Source organism: Cupriavidus sp. H19C3 (genome assembly GCF_049393815.1).
Classification (GTDB): Bacteria; Pseudomonadota; Gammaproteobacteria; order Burkholderiales; family Burkholderiaceae; genus Cupriavidus.
Genome location: NZ_CP184985.1, coordinates 2,727,554 through 2,745,987 on the forward strand (window position 1 = coordinate 2,727,554; position 18,434 = coordinate 2,745,987).

Below are 18,434 nucleotides of genomic sequence, written 5' to 3' on the forward strand. Positions count from 1 at the left end.
CCAGATCCGGATCACATCAAGAAACAGACCGGACGTGCAGCCGACTTCCAGGAGACCGCAGTGCCCCACCGCGCAGTGACCCGAAGGACAGTCCGCCGCCGTCATCACGGCACGCCCCCGATGCCCGCCTCTGCCGCCGCAGGCCTTTTTCATCCGGTCTGAGGAGACCTTGCACTTATGAATCGCATCGGACAACACCTGATGTGGCTGGCCGTCGCCATCCTTGGCGCGTTTGCCTTTGCCACGGTCGCGCTGTCGCGCGGGGAAGCCGTCAGCGCCTTGTGGATCGTGGTTGCCGCGCTCTGCATCTACCTGATCGCCTACCGCTACTACAGCCGCTTTATCGCCGACAAGGTGATGCAGCTCGACTACCAACGCATGACGCCAGCCTGGCGCCATAACGACGGCCTCGACTACGTGCCGACCAACAAGGCCGTGCTGTTCGGCCACCACTTCGCGGCAATCGCCGGGGCGGGCCCGCTGGTCGGTCCGGTGCTGGCCGCGCAGATGGGCTACATGCCCGGCATGCTGTGGATCCTGGCGGGCGTGGTGTTTGCCGGCGCGGTACAGGACTTCATGGTGCTGTTCATCTCCACGCGCCGCGACGGCCGTTCGCTGGGCGACCTCGTCAAGTCCGAGATGGGCACCGTACCGGGCATGATTGCGCTGTTCGGCTGCTTCATGATCATGATCATCATCCTCGCGGTGCTGGCGCTGATCGTGGTGAAGGCGCTGGCCGGCTCGCCGTGGGGCACCTTCACGGTGGCGGTGACGATTCCCATCGCGCTGTTCATGGGCATCTACACGCGTTATCTGCGCCCGGGCCGCATCGGCGAAGTGTCGGTGATCGGCTTTGTGCTGCTGATGCTTGCCATCGTCGGCGGCCAGTACGTGCACGAGAGCGCCACGCTCGCGCCGCTGTTCACATACGACGGCAAGGCACTCACGTGGATGCTGATCATCTACGGCTTTATCGCTGCCGTGCTGCCCGTGTGGCTGCTGCTGGCCCCGCGCGACTACCTGTCGACGTTCCTCAAGATCGGCACCATCATCGCGCTGGCCGTCGGCATCGTGATCGTCGCGCCGGAACTCAAGATGCCGGCCTTCACGCAGTTCGCCGCGGGCGGCGGTCCGGTGTGGTCGGGCAACCTGTTCCCGTTCCTCTTCATCACCATCGCGTGCGGCGCCGTGTCCGGCTTCCATGCGCTGATCTCGTCGGGCACCACGCCCAAGCTGCTCGAGAACGAAACGCATGCGCGCTTCATCGGCTACGGCGCGATGCTGGCCGAGTCATTCGTCGCCATCATGGCGCTGGTGGCCGCCTCGGTGATCGAGCCTGGCGTGTACTTCGCCATGAACAGCCCGGCCGCCGTGATCGGCACCACGCCGGAAGCTGTGGCGCACGCAGTCTCGACGTGGGGCTTCGTGATCACGCCCGACGTGCTGGTGCAGACCGCCAGGGATGTCGGCGAGAACACCATCATTTCGCGCGCCGGCGGCGCGCCGACCCTGGCCGTGGGCATCGCCCATATCCTGCACCAGGTGGTCGGAGGCCAGGCCATGATGGCGTTCTGGTACCACTTTGCCATCCTGTTCGAGGCGCTGTTCATCCTGACCGCGGTGGACGCGGGTACGCGTGCCGGCCGCTTCATGCTGCAGGACCTGCTGGGCAGCTTCGTGCCGTCGCTGCGCCGCACCGATTCGCTGCCGGCCAACCTGATCGCCACTGCGCTGTGCGTGGCGGCCTGGGGCTACTTCCTGTATCAGGGCGTGGTCGATCCGCTCGGCGGCATCAACACGCTGTGGCCGCTGTTCGGTATCTCCAACCAGATGCTCGCCGCGGTGGCGCTGGTACTCGGCACCTGCGTGCTGGTCAAGATGAAGCGCGGCCAGTACGCATGGGTCACGCTGCTGCCGACGATCTGGCTGCTGGTGTGCACGCTGACCGCGGGCTGGCAGAAACTGTTCCACGCCGATCCGAAGGTCAGCTTCCTGACCCACGCGGCAAAGTTCAGCGACGCCATCGCGCAGGGCAAGGTGCTGGCGCCGGCCAAGTCGATGGAGCAGATGCATCGCATCGTGTTCAACGACTATCTGGACGCCGGCCTGTGCGCGCTGTTCATGATCGTGGTGCTGTCGATCGTGTTCTACGGCTTCAAGACCGCGGTGCAGGCCCGCCAGTCGGCGCGCCCGACCGACCGCGAAACGCCGTTCGAGCCGCTGCCGGCGGCCGCTTCGGTGCAGTCCTGAGTTCCGGCCATTCCGCGCACAAGGAGGCATCGTGCTCGATCAACTTGGAACCATGGGGCGCTACCTGGGCCAGTCGCTGCGGCTGATGGTGGGCCTGCCCGACTACCAGACCTACGTGGCCCATATGGAAAGCACCCATCCGGACCGCGCGCCCATGACGTACGAGGAGTTCTTCCGCGAACGCCAGGCCGCCCGCTACGGCGGTGGACAAGGCAAGTGTTGCTGAGCCTGCCTGACCTGCGGTGACCAGACGGCGGCCCCTCGGGGCCGCCGTTGTTTTTTTGTCCCGACATCCAGCCGCGACGCGGCGCCCGGTACACGTTTCTGGGGCAGGGTTACAGCCCTTACAACGCGTTACAGCAACGGCCTGGCCCGTTCTCTACACTCCGTACCAGACAATCTCTAAGGAAAATACGATGTCTAGCAATGTTCGCAACCTGGGCCTGGCTCTGATTCTTTCGGCTTCCGCGCTGCCCGCGTTCGCAGGCGGCGACCTGAACAATGCACTGGGCGGTGGTCTCGGCGGCGTGGCCGGGGCAGCGGTCGGTGGCGCGCTGGGTGGCAGCACCGGCGCCATCGTTGGCGGCGCCGTAGGCGGTGGCGCCGGCGGTGCGCTCACTTCGAACCGCCGCGAGCGCACGGGCGCCATTATCGGTGGCGCCCTGGGTGGCGGCGCCGGCACGGCTGCCGGCAACGCCGTGGGCGGCCGCACTGGCGGCCTGGTAGGTGCCGGCCTGGGCGGTGCCGCGGGTGCGGCGCTGGGCGGCAACGTGTCGCGCAGCAATTCCTACGACGACGATCGCCGCTACTACAAGCGCGGCAAGAAGCATCGTCACCACCATCACGATTGATGGCGCAGACGTAAAAACGGGCCCGACGGCCCGTTTTTTTTGCGCAACAAAAAGACCGTACCTTTTGGGTACGGTCCGGGCGGCTGGGTGCGGAAGGTTCCGAGGGTCAGTGCCGGCCGCCCTCGCTGTAGACGTCGAACTGGCCAGTCCTGGTGCCGTCGGTAAAGACGTCGAACTTGCCGTCCCTGGCGCCGTCGGTGAACACGTCAAAGCGTGCCTGCCGGGCGCCGTCGGCGAAGACGTCGAACTGGCCGGCCTTGGCAAAGGCCGGCGCAGTGGCGAAGGCGAGGGCAACGAGCGGGAGGAGGGCAAAACGCTTCACGGCAAATCCTTTCTCAAGAAACGTAGCGCCGCCAGCAAGGCACATTGCTGCGTAGCGGCACCCGAGGGCTCGATACTAGGCGTTTCCCGGATATGCATAAATGAGCCGATCCACAATGATTGATTGTGCTTTCAACAATAAAGCACGCAGATCGGGTAAAAGTTCACGGTTGAATCAGGAGACTGTGTCATGGATCGGCTTCAATCGATGCGCGTTTTCGCCAAGGTCGTAGAGCTTGGCAGCTTCGCGCGTGCGGCGCAGCAACTGGAAATGTCCAACGCTGTCGTGACGCGTTATGTGGCGGATCTGGAAACCCATCTGGGCACCCGGCTGCTCAACCGCACCACCCGCAGCCTGTCCCTGACGGATGCCGGCGAGACCTATCTGCAGCGTTGCGCCCAGATCCTGGAGGACGTCGAAGAGGCCGAAGCCGTGGTTACCGCGCGCAGCCAGTCGCTCTCGGGCACATTGCGGCTGGTCACCCCGGTGATGTTCGGCCTGCACTTGCTGCCCAACATGCTGGCGCGCTTCCAGCAGCGCTATCCGGACGTGGTGTTCGACGTGCTGCTGTCCGACCGCAACGTCGATATCGTCGAGGAAGGGCGCGATGTGGCGGTCATGCTGTCGGACCTCGGCCTCGGCTCGCACCTGGTGGCCAGGCCGCTGATCTCGGCCGAGATCATCCTGTGCGCATCGCCCAACTACCTGCGCGACCACCCGCCGTTGCGGCATGCGCACGACCTGTCGCACCACCGGTGCATCGCCATGCGGCTGCCGAACGCCGAGCACGAATGGACCTTGTCCGGCCCGGAAGGGGAGGTCACGGTCCCGATCCGGCCCGGGCTGCTATGCAGCAATGCCGAGCTGGCCCACCAGGCGGCGTTGGCCGACATGGGCATCGCGATGCTGTCCTCGTACCTGGCGCGGCCCAATATCGAGGCCGGCCGCCTGACGCATATCCTGCCGCAGTACCAGTTGCCACGCCGCGACGTGAGCGTGGTGTATCCCAGCCGCAAATTCCTGCCCACCAAGGTACGCGCGTTTATCGACTTCCTGCTCGAAGAGGGCAAGGAGCGTGCGGTGGAGGCGGCGGCCCATCAGCGCCGCGGCGGGCGAGCGGCGCTGAAACGAAAACCGGGGCAATGCCCCGGTTCTTGCTGGCGACTTGCCGCGCGCCGATGCGCGCCTTACTGGTCGACCTCGGCGGTCGCCTTGGTCTTGCGGGCGGCGGTCTTGGCAGCGACCTTCTTTGCCGGCGTCTTGCTGGCGGTCTTGGCCGCAGCTTTGGTCGGCGCCTTGGCGGGGGCCTTGGCAGCGGCGCTCTTGCTCGCCGCCGTCCTCGCGGTGGCCCGGGTCGCCTTGGCCGGTGCCGCCTCGGCGCCGTCGTTGTCCGCACCGGCCTTGGCGGCCGACTTCGCCGCCGCGCCCTTGGCACCCGCCTTCGGCTCGCGGACCTCGAACTCGAAGCCGATCTTGCCATCCGGCTGCTTCACCAGAAACGCCTTGAAATTGCGGCCCGTGCGCGAAGACTTGAAGCCGGTCAGCAGGTCGGTGCGGCCGTCGGTCAGCAGCTTGCCGATCTGCTCGCGCGAGATCTCCTGCTGCAGGATGATCTTGCCGCTCGTGAAGTCGCACGACTTGGCGCTGCCCACGGCGTTCTCGCACACGTACTTCATGCCGTGCTCGTAGACCGAGCCGCCGCATTTCGGGCACGTCCCCACCGGCGTCTGCTCGCTGAAGTCGATCGGCTCGCCATCGTTGTCGTCGTCGCTCTGGCCGAAGTCGAACTCCATCTTCCAGTGACCTTCGTCATCCTTGGCCAGCTTCAGAATGGCGGCAAACGGCCGGCCCATCTTGCTGCGGAACCCCTGCAGGGGGCCGATTTCCTTCTTCAGCAGCAGTTCCTCGACCTCCTCGATCTCGAACTGGCGCCCGCCCGGGATCTTGCTGATCGAGAAGTCGCACGCGGTGCAGGCAAAGCGCCGGTAGTTCTCCTTGACCTGGCCGCCGCACTGCGGGCACGGCGTATCGAGCGTGGCGTAGTCGCCCGGAATCGTGTCGCTGTCGTATTCCTTGGCGCGCTTGACGATCTGCTGCGTCATCTGCGCGATTTCGCGCATAAACTCGTCGCGCTTGAGGCGGCCGCGTTCGATCTGCGCGAGCTTGTGCTCCCACTCGCCGGTCAGCTCGGCCTGCGTCAGTTCCTCCACGCCCAGGCCTCGCAGCAGCGTCATCAGCTGGAATGCCTTGGCCGTGGGAATCAGCTCGCGGCCTTCGCGCACCAGGTATTTCTCGGTCAGCAGGCCTTCGATGATGGCCGCGCGCGTCGCCGGCGTCCCCAGGCCCTTGCCGGCCATGGCCTCGCGCAGCGCGTCGTCGTCCACCAGCTTGCCGGCACCTTCCATCGCCGACAGCAGCGTCGCTTCGTTGTAGCGTGCGGGCGGACGCGTGGACAGCGCAACCGACTCGACCTTGTCGGTCTTGACCTTCTCGTCCTTGCCCACCGGCACCAGCGTGGCGTCCTTGCCGTCTTCCTTGCCGTCCTTGCCCTGCGCCTCGCGACCGTAGATCTCGAGCCAGCCCGCGTTCACGAGCACCTTGCCCTCGGTCTTGAAATGATGGCCGGCGACCTCGGTGACACGGGTGGTCACCTGGAACTCGGCGGCCGGGAAGAACACGGCCAGGAAGCGGCGCACCACCAGGTCGTACAGCTTCTGCTCGGGCTCGGACAGGTTCTTGGGCGCCTGCAGCGTCGGGATGATGGCGAAGTGATCGCTGATCTTGCTGTTGTCGAAGATCCGCTTGTTCGGCTTGACCCAGCCGTTCTTCATGATCTTCTTGGCATGTGGCAGGTAGTTCGGCGAACTGTCGGCCAGCATGTCCATGGTCTGCTTGACGGTGTCGAGGTAGTCCTCGGGCAGCGCGCGCGCATCGGTACGCGGGTAGGTCAGCACCTTGTGCTTCTCGTACAGCGCCTGCGCCAGGCCGAGCGTGTTCTTGGCCGAGAAGCCGAAGCGCGAGTTGGCCTCGCGCTGCAGCGTGGTCAGATCGAACAACGCCGGCGACTGCTGCGTGGACGGCTTGGACTCTTCCGTCACCGTACCCGGCTTGTCGCGGCAGGCGGCCACGATGCTCTTGGCCTCGGCCTCGCTCCACAGGCGCGATTCGCGTGCTTCCGGATCGAATTCGTTCTTCTTGAATTTGGGGTCGAACCAGCGGCCTTCGTACAGGCCCGCGGCGGCGATAAACTCGGCGCGCACTTCCCAGTAGTCACGCGCGACGAAGTGCTTGATCTTCTCCTCACGCTCGACCACGATCGACAGCGTCGGCGTCTGCACCCGGCCCACGGTGGTCAGGAAGAAGCCGCCGCCCTTGCTGTTGAAGGCGGTCATGGCGCGCGTGCCGTTGATGCCGACCAGCCAGTCGGCCTCGGAGCGGCAGCGGGCCGCATCCGCCAGCGGCATCATCTCGAGGTCGTCGCGCAGGCTCGCGAATCCGTCGCGAATGGCCTGCGGCGTCATCGATTGCAGCCACAGGCGCTGCACCGGCTGCCTGGCCTTGGCCTGTTGCGCGATCAGGCGGAAGATCAGTTCCCCTTCGCGCCCCGCATCGCAGGCGTTGATGAGGGCGGTGACATCCTTGCGCTTGATCAGGCGGTTGAGCACCTTCAGGCGCGACTCGGTCTTGGCGATGGGACGCAGGTCGAAGTGGGGCGGAATCACCGGCAAATTGGTGAAACTCCATTTGCCCCGCTTGACCTCGTATTCGTCGGGCGCGGCAATCTCGACCAGGTGGCCCACGGCGGAGGACAGCACGTAGTCGTCGCTCTCGAAGTACTCGTCGTGCTTGGTAAAGCCCCCGAGGGCGCGCGCGATATCGGCGGCGACCGACGGCTTTTCCGCGATGATGAGGGCTTTTGACATTGAACGGGTCCTTGCGGGCATGGCCTCATTAAGAGAAGCCGGCGCCTCTTGAATTGCACTGCAAATGATGTAAACAGTGTGCCTGGGCTTTGAGGCGCCAATAATAAGCGCGACTCAGACGGCGGTGCAAGCGAGGCCCGGCCGGGCTCGAACGCCCGTCACGCCTGGCTGTCACCAGCGCCAAGCAACCACTCCAGTACTTCCGGCACATCGCTGGCCGGGGTCGGCATGGCCCCCCCACGCGCCAGCATGCGCCCGAGAATCTCGATGTGCGGGAGCAGCGTGCCGTAGAACTGTGGCGGCCCTCCGGCAATCGGCTGCACCAGCAGCGTCGGAAAATTCTCGACATCCACGTCTTCGCCGAGCCAGTCCGCATGGGTCTCGATATCGATCCAGACGAAGCAATCCCCCGGGTGGCGCGCGGCCAGCGCGGCAAACCCGGCTTCGTATTCCTTGCAGGTGCCGCACCACGCCGCGCACAGGCAGGCGACCAGACGCCCCTCGGGTCGGGCGGCAAGGGCCTGGCGGACGGCAGCGACATCTTGCTCGGGAAAGTAAACGGTCATAACGATGGAAACATGAGCCTCTGAAGTCACCGGGTGCGGCACATTGTATCGGTGCTCGCGCAATTGGCGCTGTCGCCCCTGTCGCCCCTGTCGTCTGTGTCGCCCCTGTCGCCCCTGTCGTCCATAACGCCGCTCGCATCGTTTCAGCCCAGACGCCGGAACAGATTTCCCGGTAGACGCTCCACAGCGCCCGCCAGTTCCAGCTGCAACAGTGCCGCCGCGACCGTATCCGGGCTTTTGCCGCTGCGCGCGCAGATGGCGTCGAGCGTGACAGGATCATAGGCGAGCGCCGTCCCGAGCGCGTCGGGTGCGGTGTCCGCCACGCCGCCGACGGCCCCGCCCGCCGGGTCCGACTGGCCCGTCAGATGCGCCAGGTCGGCGAACTCCTCGAACACGTCGCGCGGCGACTCCACCAGCTTGGCGCCATCGCGGATCAGCAGATGGCAGCCGCGCGACAGCGGCGCATGGATCGAGCCGGGGATGGCAAACACTTCGCGGCCGAGCTCGGCGGCCTGGCGGGCGGTGATCAGCGAGCCCGAACGTTCGGCTGCCTCGACCACCAGCACGCCGCGCGCCAGCGCCGCAATGATCCGGTTCCGACGGGGAAAATGGTGGCCGGCCGCCCGGGTTCCAAGGGGGAACTCGGTCACGATGGCGCCATGCGCCACCACCTCGTGCGCGAGTGCGCGATGGCTGGCCGGATAGACGATATCGGCACCGGTGCCCACCACGGCCACCGTACCGCCGGCGCCGCGCAGGCCCCCCGCATGCGCAGCCGCGTCGATGCCCAGCGCCAGTCCGGACACCACGGTCTGCCCTGCCGCCGAGAAGGCCGCCGCAAATGCCGCGGCATCGCGCACGCCCTGGGCGGTGGCCTTGCGCGCACCGACGATGGCAAGCCCGGGTCGCGCGAGGACGTCGAGCCGGCCATTCACGTGGAGCAGCAGCGGGGGATCGTGCAGATGGCACAGGCTGGCCGGGTAGGCCGGGTCGTCAAGCGCGAGCAGGAAATGACCGGGCGCCTCGCGCCAGGTCAGCGTGCGCGCAACCAGGGCCTCCATCGCCGGGTCCGGCGCCGCTGCCAGGGCTGCGGCCACTGCCGGCGGCACGGCACGCGCCAGCGTGGCCGCATCCTGATCCAGCACCGCCTGTGGCGTGCCATGGCTGGCCAGCAGCCGGCGCGCGCCGACCGGACCCAGGCCCGGCGTGGCGACCAGACGCATCCACGCCGCGACGTCCCTTTCGGTCAGGGGCGTGTGCGGCGGTGGTGAGGAAAGTGCGAGGGGAGCCGGCGCGGGCAAGCCCGCGCAGTCGTCGCTCACAGCCGGCAGGTCAGGCTGGCTGCCTAGTGCGGCGTACGCGCGTGGTCGCCGATCATGACGGTGCCCGCGGCATCGGTCACAAACGCGTAGGCCACGCCCGGGAACACACGGAACACGAAAGCCAGCCCGTAGCGGTCATCCGGCAGCACGATGGGCTTGTTCTTGTCCGTCGCGTCCTTGATCACGCCGCCATTGCGCGCGAGTGCCACCACATGGCCAGGCTCGAGCCCGGCGTTGGCGCCCTGGTTGAGCAGCACCACCTGCTTGGCGCCGCCGTACTGCACGCCCCCGTAGACCTTGGCCACGCGCGCGTCGACTTCCACCTCGGGCGCATGTGGCACGTAGCGCACCAGTTCGCGCGGCGGCTGCGGCAGCATCAGCGTGCCCACGCCCATTTCCTGCTGGGCCTGGGTAGCCTCGACCGTGGTCACCGCATCGGGGCCTTCCGGCCCGTGCGTGACACGCAGGTTGCCCTGGTATTCGGCCTCGAAGCCAAGGACTTGCCTGGTGATCGGATCGCGGATCGCCTGCACCGGCCGGAATGCCTGCCAGTCGCTGCCGACGGTGGCGTCGGCGGGATCGATGCCGCGCGCATAGCCGGCTTCGCCGCGGCCCATGTAGACGCGGGAGTCGGGCAGCGCCACGATGCGCGCAGAGGTCTCGAGCGTGCCTTGCGAAACGAACAGCGGGCGGATCAGGAACGGCTCGATGTCCTTGGCCGGAATGGTCAGGATGGCACCGCCCTCGGCCTCGTCGCCACGCACGCGCGGCGACAGGCGTACGGTATCGCCGCCGGCCGCACCGCTGGGCGCGGTGGTCGACAGGTAGGCGCGACCGTCGCGCTGAACCAGGTACAGGACCTGGCCCGGAAAGATCAGATGCGGATTGCGAACCTGCTGCCGGTTCATGCCCCACAACTCGGGCCAGCGCCACGGCTGGCGCAGGAACTTGCCCGAGATGCCCCACAGGGTATCGCCGCTGCGCACGGTATATTGCGAGGGTGCGTCCTTGGCGAGATCGGAAACGGGGATGCCTTGTTGCGCCGTGCGCTCGGCCTGGGCCTGCTGTGCCGGTGTCACCGTCAGCTGGGTCGGCGAAGCCGGATTGGCCGGCTCGGCGCCGTGGACGGCCATGCTCATTCCGGCAGTGATGCCGGCGACACTCAGCATGGCAAGGGTGAACGCGTGCAGCCTGCGGCGGGACGCCGCCTGTTCTTTGGTAAGATCGCGCATTTTCGTGAACCGGTCGGTGTAGCGACCGGATTGACCCTGGAGAGCGTGCCTGCTGCGGCGCGCCTTGAATTTTTGTACTAGCGCCCCGATTCTGCATGTAAATACCCGTCGCCGCAACGCGATGGAGTTCCTGAGTGCAGCCGGCGTTGCGCCCGAGCATCATGGCAAAACTGGACATCCTGACCTACCCCGATCCCCGTCTCCACATCGTGGCCAAGCCCGTCGCGGAGGTGGACGACCGCATCCGCCAGCTGGTGAAGGACATGGCCGAAACCATGTACGAGGCGCCCGGCATCGGCCTTGCCGCGACCCAGGTGGACGTGCACGAGCGCGTGATCGTGATCGACGTGTCCGAGACGCGCGATGCGCTCCAGGTCTTCATCAATCCCGAGATCGTCTGGGCCAGCGACAACCGCAAGGTGTGGGAAGAGGGCTGCCTGTCGGTACCCGAGATCTACGACCGCGTGGAGCGCCCCGACCGCGTGCGCGTGCGCGCGCTCAACGAGCGCGGCGAGACCTTCGAGCTCGATGCGGACGACCTGCTCGCCGTATGTATACAGCACGAGATGGATCACCTGCAGGGCAAGGTATTCGTGGAATACCTGTCGCCGCTCAAGCAGACCCGCATCAAGTCCAAGCTGCAGAAGCGCACCCGCGCACGGATGTAACAGTCCGCTGCCAGGGGCCCGGCCGCCGCGCCGGGTCTGCTATCGTAATGCTGTCCGAATAACACAAGTACCGGCCGCCATGCGGCCGGTACTGCTTTGTAGCGGAACAACTGCCATGTCCCAAGCCCAGCCACTGCGCGTCGCCTTTGCCGGAACCCCCGAATTTGCGCGTGTCGCCCTTGAGGCCATCCATGCCGCCGGCTTTCCCGTGGTCGCCGTGCTCACGCAGCCCGATCGACCCGCCGGCCGCGGCATGCAACTGCAGGCCAGCCCCGTCAAGCAGTTCGCCGTGGCCGAGGGCCTGGCGCCAATCCTGCAGCCGCGCTCGCTGCGGCGCCAGGGCAAGTATCCGGAAGAGGCCGGCGCAGCCGTGGACGCGCTGCTGGCCGCCGCGCCCGATGTGATGGTGGTGGCCGCGTACGGCCTGATCCTGCCGGCCGAGGTACTGACGCTGCCGCGCTTTGGCTGCCTCAATATCCATGCCTCGCTGCTGCCGCGCTGGCGCGGCGCGGCGCCCATCCACCGCGCCATCGAGGCGGGCGACGCCGAGACCGGCATTACGCTGATGCAGATGGACGAGGGGCTCGACACCGGTGCCATGCTGGCCAGCGAGGCCGTTCCCATCGGGCCGCTCGATAGCACCGGCACGCTGCACGACGCGCTCGCGGCGCTGGGGGGCCGCATGGTGGTCGATGCGCTGCACCGCCTGGCGGCGGGCACGCCGCTGCCGGCCACGCCGCAGCCGGCGGCCGGCGTGACCTATGCCGAGAAGATCGCCAAGGAAGAAGCCCCGCTGGACCTGACCCGACCGGCGCCGGCGCTGGCCAACCAGGTCCGTGCATTCAATCCGTTTCCGGGCGCCACCGTGCAGGTGGGCGAGACCGTCATCAAATGCTGGCAGGCGCTGCCGCTAGCCGCCGGGAGCGCCACGCTGCCGCACCCGCCCGGAACCGTGCTCAGCGCCGACGCGGCCGGCGTGATCATCGCCTGCGGCGACGGCACCGCGCTGCAGGTCACCGAGCTGCAGAAGCCCGGCGGCCGCCGCCAGCCGGCCCAGCAGTTCCTGCAAGGCATGCCGCTGGTGCCGGGCACGCGCTGCCTGATCCCGGGGCTCGCCATGGCGGGACACATGCAGGGCGCCGCGGTGCGTGCCCCGCAGGCATAATCGTCGATCGTCCCCTCCCGGCGGTCTTCGCGCGCACCCGCGCCTGCCATGCCCGGTATCACCGACTTGCGCGGGCCGGCACGCTCACGCGCCGCGTGGGCCAGGCGCGCGCCTGAAGTGCCGGGTCGATCGTGTGGTGGCCACGGCCTTTATCGGACCGGGCGCACGCCTGGCGTTTACCTGGCGCTAGACCCAGGGCTAGACCCAGCGCTAAACCCCTGCCGCGAACATTGAATTTCCCGGGGCCTGCCCCTATCTAACGGACATCGCGCGTCCGCATGGGCGGACTGGCGCCGATCGCTATACGGAGATCACTGCAATGTTCAACTGGGTCAAGACCTTCATGCTGATGGCCGCCATTACGGCGCTGTTCATCGTCATCGGCGGCATGATCGGCGGACGCGGTGGCATGATGCTCGCGCTGTTGATTGCGCTGGCAATGAATTTCTTTTCTTACTGGTTCTCGGACAAGATGGTCCTGCGCATGTACAACGCGCAGGAGGTCGACGCCAGCACCGCGCCGCAGTTCTACGGCATGGTGCAGGACCTCGCGCGCCGCGCCAACCTGCCGATGCCGCGCGTGTACCTGATCAACGAGGACGCGCCCAACGCGTTTGCCACCGGACGCAATCCGGAGCACGCGGCGGTGGCCGCCACCACCGGCATCCTGCGCGTGCTGTCCGACCGCGAGCTGCGCGGCGTGATGGCACACGAACTGGCGCACGTGCGCCATCGCGACATCCTCACCTCGACCATCGCGGCCACCATGGCCGGCGCCATCTCCGCGCTCGCCAACATGGCGATGTTCTTCGGCGGCCGCGACGAGAACGGCAACCGTACCAATCCGATCGCCGGCATCGCGGTAGCCATCCTGGCACCGCTGGCAGCGTCGCTGATCCAGATGGCGATCTCGCGTGCGCGCGAATTCGAGGCCGATCGGGGCGGTGCCGAAATCAGCGGCGATCCGCAGGCCCTGGCGAGCGCGCTCGACAAGATCCATCGCTATGCGCAGGGCATTCCGTTCCAGGCGGCCGAGGAGCACCCGGCCACCGCGCAGATGATGATCATGAATCCGCTCTCGGGCGGCGGCATCGCCAATCTGTTCTCGACACACCCGGCGACAGAGGAACGGATTGCCCGCCTGATGCATATGGCGCAGACCGGCGCCTATCCCGCCTGACTGGGCTGCCCGGCCCGCGCCGGGCGCCGCTCAGGGACTTCACTGCGCGCTGAAAACCGGGCGCGATCGCGGCAACGGGTAAACTGCCCGCTGTTTCCGGCTCTCGGCCCGGGACCAGCGGGTTTTTACTACCGGCCCGCGCCCTTGCCGACCCGCTTTTCCGTATTGGATTTCAGACTGTATGCGCCTGCCTCACGATTCCCTTGCCTTCCAGATGCTCGGCGCCGCCGCGGCGGTACGTGGCGTCAATGAGGGCACGGCACTGCCGCAGGCCATCGACGATGCCGCCGCGCAGTTGCGGCTCGACCGCGTGCGCGATGCCGCCACGCGCGGCGCGATCCAGGACCTTTCCTATCGCACCATGCGCCAGTTCGGCGCCACGCGCGCGCTCGTCACGCATCTGGTCACGCGGCCGCCTGGCCCGCTGGTCGATTCGCTGCTGGCCGTGGCCCTCGCGTTGCTGCTCGATGGCGAGCAGGGCGATGCGGACCAGCCTGGCCGCGGCTATAACAACTTCACGATCGTGGACCAGGCCGTCAGCGCGGCCGCTTCGGAGCCGAAGAGCGCGCACGCGCGCGGCCTCGTCAATGCGGTCCTGCGCCGCTTCCTGCGTGAACGCAAGGCGCTGCAGGCGCTGATTGCCCAGGACGACGAAGCCCGCTGGAATCTGCCGGCATGGTGGCTCAAGGCGCTGCGCGACGCGTATCCGGAGCGCTGGCGTGAGCTCGCCGAGAGCGTCAATGCGCGGCCGCCGATGACGCTGCGCGTGAACACCGCACGCCAGTCGATGCCGCAGTATCTGACGCGGCTGGCCAACGCCGGCATGGCCGGTGTGGTGATCGGCCCGCAGGCGGTACGCCTGGTGCGTGCGTTTCCGGTGGCGCAGATTCCCGGCTTTGCGGAAGGCGACGTGTCGGTGCAGGATGCCGGCGCACAACTGGCCGCGCCGCTGCTCGAAGTGGCCGACGGCATGCGCGTGCTCGATGCCTGCGCCGCACCGGGCGGCAAGACCGGCCATCTGCTCGAACTCGCGGATATCGAGGTGACGGCGGTGGAAAGCGACGCGCAGCGCGTGGCACGCATTCACGACAATCTCGCGCGCCTCGGCAAGCAGGCCCACGTCGTGACCGGCGACGCGAGCCGCCCCGGCGACTGGTGGGACGGCCAGCAGTTCGACCGCATTCTGGCCGATGTGCCATGCTCGGCGTCGGGCATCGTGCGGCGCCATCCCGATATCCGTTGGCTGCGCCGCGAATCAGATATCGCGAGGCTCGTCAACGAACAACGGCGCATCGTTTCCCAACTTTGGCCCCTGCTCAAGCCCGGCGGCATACTGGTCTATGTAACCTGTTCGATTTTTCCAACGGAGGGCGAACAGCAGGCGCAGTGGTTTGGTGCCCAGCTACCAGATGCGATACGATTGCAGGCGCCGGGGCAACTGCTGCCCGGCACGAAGGCGCCTGAACCGGCCGGTGGCAATGCTGCCGGCGAGGCAAGCCTGCCATCGGACCACGATGGCTTCTACTACGCCCGCTTCCAGAAACGCGCCTGACCCAAGCCGATGCCAATTCCGCTGCGCATGTCCGTTTACCGTGTCCATGGCGACGCAGCGCGCGGGTTTCCGGCGGTATGGCGCTGGTGGCTGGTGGCGGCGTGCCTGCTGCTTGCCCTGCTGTGCCATCCAGGGCGGAGCGCGGCGCAGTTGATCGAGACCACCGAGACCCGCGTCGAATACCAGGACGGCGGCTTCGACCTCGCCGCATCGTTCGACTTCGACCTGCCACCCGCGCTCGAGGATGCGCTGCATAAAGGCATCTCGCTGTATTTTGTGGTCGACTTCCAGCTGACGCGGCCGCGCTGGTACTGGTTCGACGAGAAGCCCGTCAATACCAGCCGCAGCGTGCGGCTATCCTTCCAGCCGCTTACACGCCAGTACCGGGTCTCCACCGGCGGGCTGCAATTGCCATTCACACGTCTCAAGAGCGCGCTGCAATTCATTCAGCATGTGCGCGGATGGCGCGTGTTCGAGCGCAATGCGGTCAAGCCGGGCGAAACCTACCAGGCGCAGGTGCGCATGCGGCTCGATCTGTCGCAATTGCCCAAGCCGTTCCAGATCAATGCGGTGAACACGCGCGAATGGAACCTGTCGTCAGACTGGAAGCACTTCCACTACACGGTGCCATCCAATCTCGATGCGCCGCCGTTGCCAGCGCCGGTGGTACCGTCATCGGCGCCGTCATCAGCGCCGTCCATGTCATCCACGTCATCCACGTCGTCCGCCCCCACTGCGCCCGCCATGCCCGCCGCGCCGGCGACGCCAGCAACACCGCCAGCCTCGGCGCCGCCGACATCCGCTTCCGCACCTGCCGCGTCCGCTGACCCACGCAGCACGCCGTTCTCGCAAACGGTATCGACGGTGCTGTCTCCGAGCCAACTGGTCCAGCAGCCCGCGAGCCAGCCATGAAGGCCAGCATGTGGGATAGCAGGTTCCGCCGCGTGCTCTATCGCATCGTGGCGAGCATCATCGTGTTTCTCGCGCTGGTGCTGGTGGGTCTGCTGGCCGGCGCCTCGGCCAATACCGAGTTCTTCGATCGGTATTTCACGCTGCTGTTCAAGGTCAACTTCGTCGTCGGCGTCCTGCTGATCCTGACCATCGGCGCGCTCGCGTTCACGCTATGGCTGCGCTATCGCCGCGGCAAGTTCGGCACGCGCCTGATGACCAAGCTCGCCGTGTTCTTCGGTGTGGTGGGCGTGCTGCCGGGCGTGCTGATCTACCTGGTGTCGCTGCAGTTCGTCTCGCGCAGTATCGAGTCGTGGTTCGATGTGCGCGTGGAAACGGCGCTCGAGGCCGGCCTGAACCTGGGCCGTACCACCATCGACAGCACCCTTGGCGACGTGCAGAGCCGCGCGCGCCTGATGGCGGACCAGCTCATGGGCGCTTCGGGCATGGCCACATCGCTGCAGCTCAATCGGCTGCGCGAGCAGTACGGCGTGCAGGAAGCCGCGATCTTCACCGGCAGCGGGCGCGTGCTGGCCACGGCGTCGAGCAGCTATGCCTCGCTCGTGCCGGACCTGCCGTCGGGCATGCTGGCCGAGCAGGCGCGGCTCGGCGGCGGCTATGCCGCGGTCGAGGGCGGCACCGAGCCGGCGAGCGCGGGCAAGCGGCAGATCGAGGGTACGCCGCTGTATCGAGTACGCGTGATCATCCCGCTTGGCGCGGCGCCAACACCGGCCCCGCAGGCAAACGCGAACACCAGCAGCACACAACGGCCGCCGCGCCTGTCGGTTGCGCCGGGCAAGGACCAGTGGGCCGGCTCCGGCCTGTCCGTCGAGCGCCGGCCCGAGGATGCCCCGCCCGCGGGCTTCGGGCTGATGGGCGACACCGTGCGCGAGGAGCGCTACCTGCAGGTCATCCAGCCGGTGCCCGCCGCGCTGGCGCGCAATGCCGACGAAGTCCAGCGCGCGTACCAGGAGTATCAGGAGAAGGCGCTGGGCCGCACCGGCCTGCGCAAGATGTATATCGGCACGCTTACGCTGACGCTGTTCCTCGCCGTGTTTATTGCCGTGATGCTGGCCTTGCTGCTCGGCGGACAGCTGGCGCGGCCGCTGCTGATGCTGCTGCAGGGAACCAAGGAGGTCGCGGAAGGGGACCTCTCGCCCAAGCGCGAACTCAAGAGCCGCGATGAGCTCGGCATGCTGACGCAGCAGTTCAACCAGATGACGCGCCAGCTGGCCGAGGCGCGGCTGGCGGTGGAGCAGAATCGCACCGCGCTCGAGCAATCCAAGGCGTACCTGGAAAGCGTGCTGCAGAACCTGACGGCCGGCGTGCTCGTATTTGACCGCCGCTTCGTGCTGCTCACGGCGAATCCTGGCGCCGAGCGCATCTTCCGGCAGCCGTTCTCGGCGGTGCTCGGTCAGTGTTTCGATCAGATTCCGAATCTGGCGGAGTTTGGCGGCATCGTGCGCCAGGCGTTTTCCGAGCAGACCACGAGCGAGGTGCTGGGCGGCGCGCAGCACTGGCAGAAGCAGATCGAGCTCTCGCAAGGCGACGAGGAGCAGGCGCTCACGCTGCTGGTGCGCGGCGCGCGGCTGCCGGCGGCCAACCGCGACGAACCCGGTTACGTGGTGGTGTTCGACGATATTTCCGACGTGATTTCGGCCCAGCGGTCCATCGCGTGGGGTGAGGTGGCGCGCCGCCTGGCCCATGAAATCAAGAATCCGCTGACCCCGATCCAGCTGTCGGCCGAACGGTTACAAATGAAATTGTCACCAAAACTTACGGAAAACGACGCGGATGTCCTAAAGCGCGGGGCTGCGACGATCGTTAACCAGGTAGCGGCGATGAAGCGCATGGTCGACGATTTCCGCGACTATGCACGTACGCCGCCGGCGGTCGTGCAGTCGCTTCAGCTCAACAGTCTGGTGGCTGAAGTCCTGCACCTGTATGGGATTGACGACCCTTCCGTACCCGAGCATCCGGTGATTCATCCGACGCTGGGCACGGCGTTGCCGGAGATAAAGGGCGATCCGACACAGCTGCGGCAGGTGATCCACAACCTGTTACAGAACGCCCAGGATGCGGTGGCGGAAAACGTGTCGGCGGGCAGGGCGTCGCCCCATATCACTCTGCACACTGAGACTGTAGAATACAAAGATTCTGCCGGCGAAGTGCGGCAGGCCGTCAAGCTGTCCATCGCGGACAATGGTCCGGGATTCGCGCCTCGCATTCTTAGCCGGGCGTTCGAACCGTACGTGACCACCAAAGCCAAGGGTACGGGTCTCGGGCTTGCGATGGTGAAGAAGATCATTGACGAACATGGCGCCCGCATCGAATTGCGTAACCGCATGGACGGGGCCGACATCATCGGGGCACAGATCTCGATCCTGTTCGTTAAACTGGCATAGTCAAACTTGCGCCGTCGTCATGACGATGACGGTGCTGCGGTGGGGTTAAG

The 18,434-nt window shown here is 66.8% G+C and carries 15 protein-coding genes and 1 pseudogene; 11 read left to right on the forward strand and 5 right to left on the reverse strand.

The annotated features are described in order from the left end of the window. Nucleotides 1-177 precede the first annotated feature (177 nt). From DFLDMN_RS12635 to DFLDMN_RS12645, 3 genes are all read left to right on the forward strand, one after another. Nucleotides 178-2,250, forward strand: coding sequence for a carbon starvation CstA family protein (locus DFLDMN_RS12635; protein WP_423195296.1), 2,073 nt, complete (start codon nucleotides 178-180; stop codon nucleotides 2,248-2,250). Nucleotides 2,251-2,302: 52 nt separating this feature from the next. Next, a complete protein-coding gene (locus DFLDMN_RS12640) occupies nucleotides 2,303-2,476 on the forward strand; it encodes a YbdD/YjiX family protein (RefSeq protein WP_423198399.1) in 174 nt (57 codons plus the stop codon). A gap of 190 nt (nucleotides 2,477-2,666) precedes the next feature. Further along, complete coding sequence (locus DFLDMN_RS12645; protein ID WP_423195297.1) at nucleotides 2,667-3,101, forward strand: hypothetical protein; 435 nt, start codon at nucleotides 2,667-2,669, stop codon at nucleotides 3,099-3,101. A 106-nt stretch (nucleotides 3,102-3,207) separates the two neighbouring features. Here DFLDMN_RS12645 and DFLDMN_RS12650 read toward each other — a convergent pair whose 3' ends face one another. Continuing rightward, entirely contained in the window at nucleotides 3,208-3,423 is a 216-nt protein-coding gene (locus DFLDMN_RS12650; protein ID WP_423195298.1) for a hypothetical protein, read from the reverse strand. 189 nt (nucleotides 3,424-3,612) lie between these two features. Between DFLDMN_RS12650 and DFLDMN_RS12655 the strand changes: the two are divergent. Further along, nucleotides 3,613-4,509 (forward strand): annotated as a pseudogene (locus tag DFLDMN_RS12655) (LysR family transcriptional regulator); the annotation flags it as partial. A 101-nt stretch (nucleotides 4,510-4,610) separates the two neighbouring features. On the opposite strand, the gene DFLDMN_RS12660 reads toward DFLDMN_RS12655, so the two are convergent. From DFLDMN_RS12660 to DFLDMN_RS12675, 4 genes are all read right to left on the reverse strand, one after another. Then, on the reverse strand, nucleotides 4,611-7,346 hold the full coding sequence (locus tag DFLDMN_RS12660; RefSeq protein ID WP_423195299.1) for a DNA topoisomerase III: 2,736 nt from the start codon (nucleotides 7,344-7,346) through the stop codon (nucleotides 4,611-4,613). Nucleotides 7,347-7,504: 158 nt separating this feature from the next. After that, nucleotides 7,505-7,912 carry a thioredoxin family protein gene (locus DFLDMN_RS12665; RefSeq protein WP_423195300.1) on the reverse strand — a complete coding sequence of 136 codons (408 nt, stop codon included), beginning with the start codon at nucleotides 7,910-7,912 and terminating at the stop codon, nucleotides 7,505-7,507. 143 nt (nucleotides 7,913-8,055) lie between these two features. After that, entirely contained in the window at nucleotides 8,056-9,135 is a 1,080-nt protein-coding gene (gene dprA / locus DFLDMN_RS12670; RefSeq protein ID WP_423195301.1) for a DNA-processing protein DprA, read from the reverse strand. A 122-nt stretch (nucleotides 9,136-9,257) separates the two neighbouring features. Then, nucleotides 9,258-10,367, reverse strand: coding sequence for a LysM peptidoglycan-binding domain-containing protein (locus DFLDMN_RS12675; protein ID WP_423195302.1), 1,110 nt, complete (start codon nucleotides 10,365-10,367; stop codon nucleotides 9,258-9,260). Between DFLDMN_RS12675 and DFLDMN_RS12680 the strand changes: the two genes are divergently transcribed. The 7 genes from DFLDMN_RS12680 to DFLDMN_RS12710 all read left to right on the forward strand — a co-directional run bounded on the left by DFLDMN_RS12680 (nucleotide 10,356) and on the right by DFLDMN_RS12710 (nucleotide 18,384). Then, complete coding sequence (locus DFLDMN_RS12680) at nucleotides 10,356-10,547, forward strand: hypothetical protein (protein WP_423195303.1); 192 nt, start codon at nucleotides 10,356-10,358, stop codon at nucleotides 10,545-10,547. The genes DFLDMN_RS12675 and DFLDMN_RS12680 overlap by 12 nt on opposite strands. A gap of 80 nt (nucleotides 10,548-10,627) precedes the next feature. Further along, nucleotides 10,628-11,134 (forward strand): peptide deformylase, encoded by a 507-nt coding sequence (gene def / locus DFLDMN_RS12685; protein WP_423195304.1) that lies wholly within the window; start codon nucleotides 10,628-10,630, stop codon nucleotides 11,132-11,134. Nucleotides 11,135-11,249: 115 nt separating this feature from the next. Then, entirely contained in the window at nucleotides 11,250-12,299 is a 1,050-nt protein-coding gene (gene fmt, locus DFLDMN_RS12690; protein ID WP_423195305.1) for a methionyl-tRNA formyltransferase, read from the forward strand. Between the two features lie 319 nt (nucleotides 12,300-12,618). Then, on the forward strand, nucleotides 12,619-13,479 hold the full coding sequence (htpX, locus tag DFLDMN_RS12695; protein ID WP_423195306.1) for a zinc metalloprotease HtpX: 861 nt from the start codon (nucleotides 12,619-12,621) through the stop codon (nucleotides 13,477-13,479). A gap of 181 nt (nucleotides 13,480-13,660) precedes the next feature. After that, a complete protein-coding gene (rsmB, locus tag DFLDMN_RS12700) occupies nucleotides 13,661-15,031 on the forward strand; it encodes a 16S rRNA (cytosine(967)-C(5))-methyltransferase RsmB (protein WP_423195307.1) in 1,371 nt (456 codons plus the stop codon). A 9-nt stretch (nucleotides 15,032-15,040) separates the two neighbouring features. After that, nucleotides 15,041-15,943 carry a DUF4390 domain-containing protein gene (locus DFLDMN_RS12705; RefSeq protein WP_423195308.1) on the forward strand — a complete coding sequence of 301 codons (903 nt, stop codon included), beginning with the start codon at nucleotides 15,041-15,043 and terminating at the stop codon, nucleotides 15,941-15,943. Further along, a complete protein-coding gene (locus DFLDMN_RS12710; RefSeq protein ID WP_423195309.1) occupies nucleotides 15,940-18,384 on the forward strand; it encodes a sensor histidine kinase in 2,445 nt (814 codons plus the stop codon). The genes DFLDMN_RS12705 and DFLDMN_RS12710 overlap by 4 nt, the downstream gene beginning before the upstream one ends. Nucleotides 18,385-18,434 lie beyond the last annotated feature (50 nt).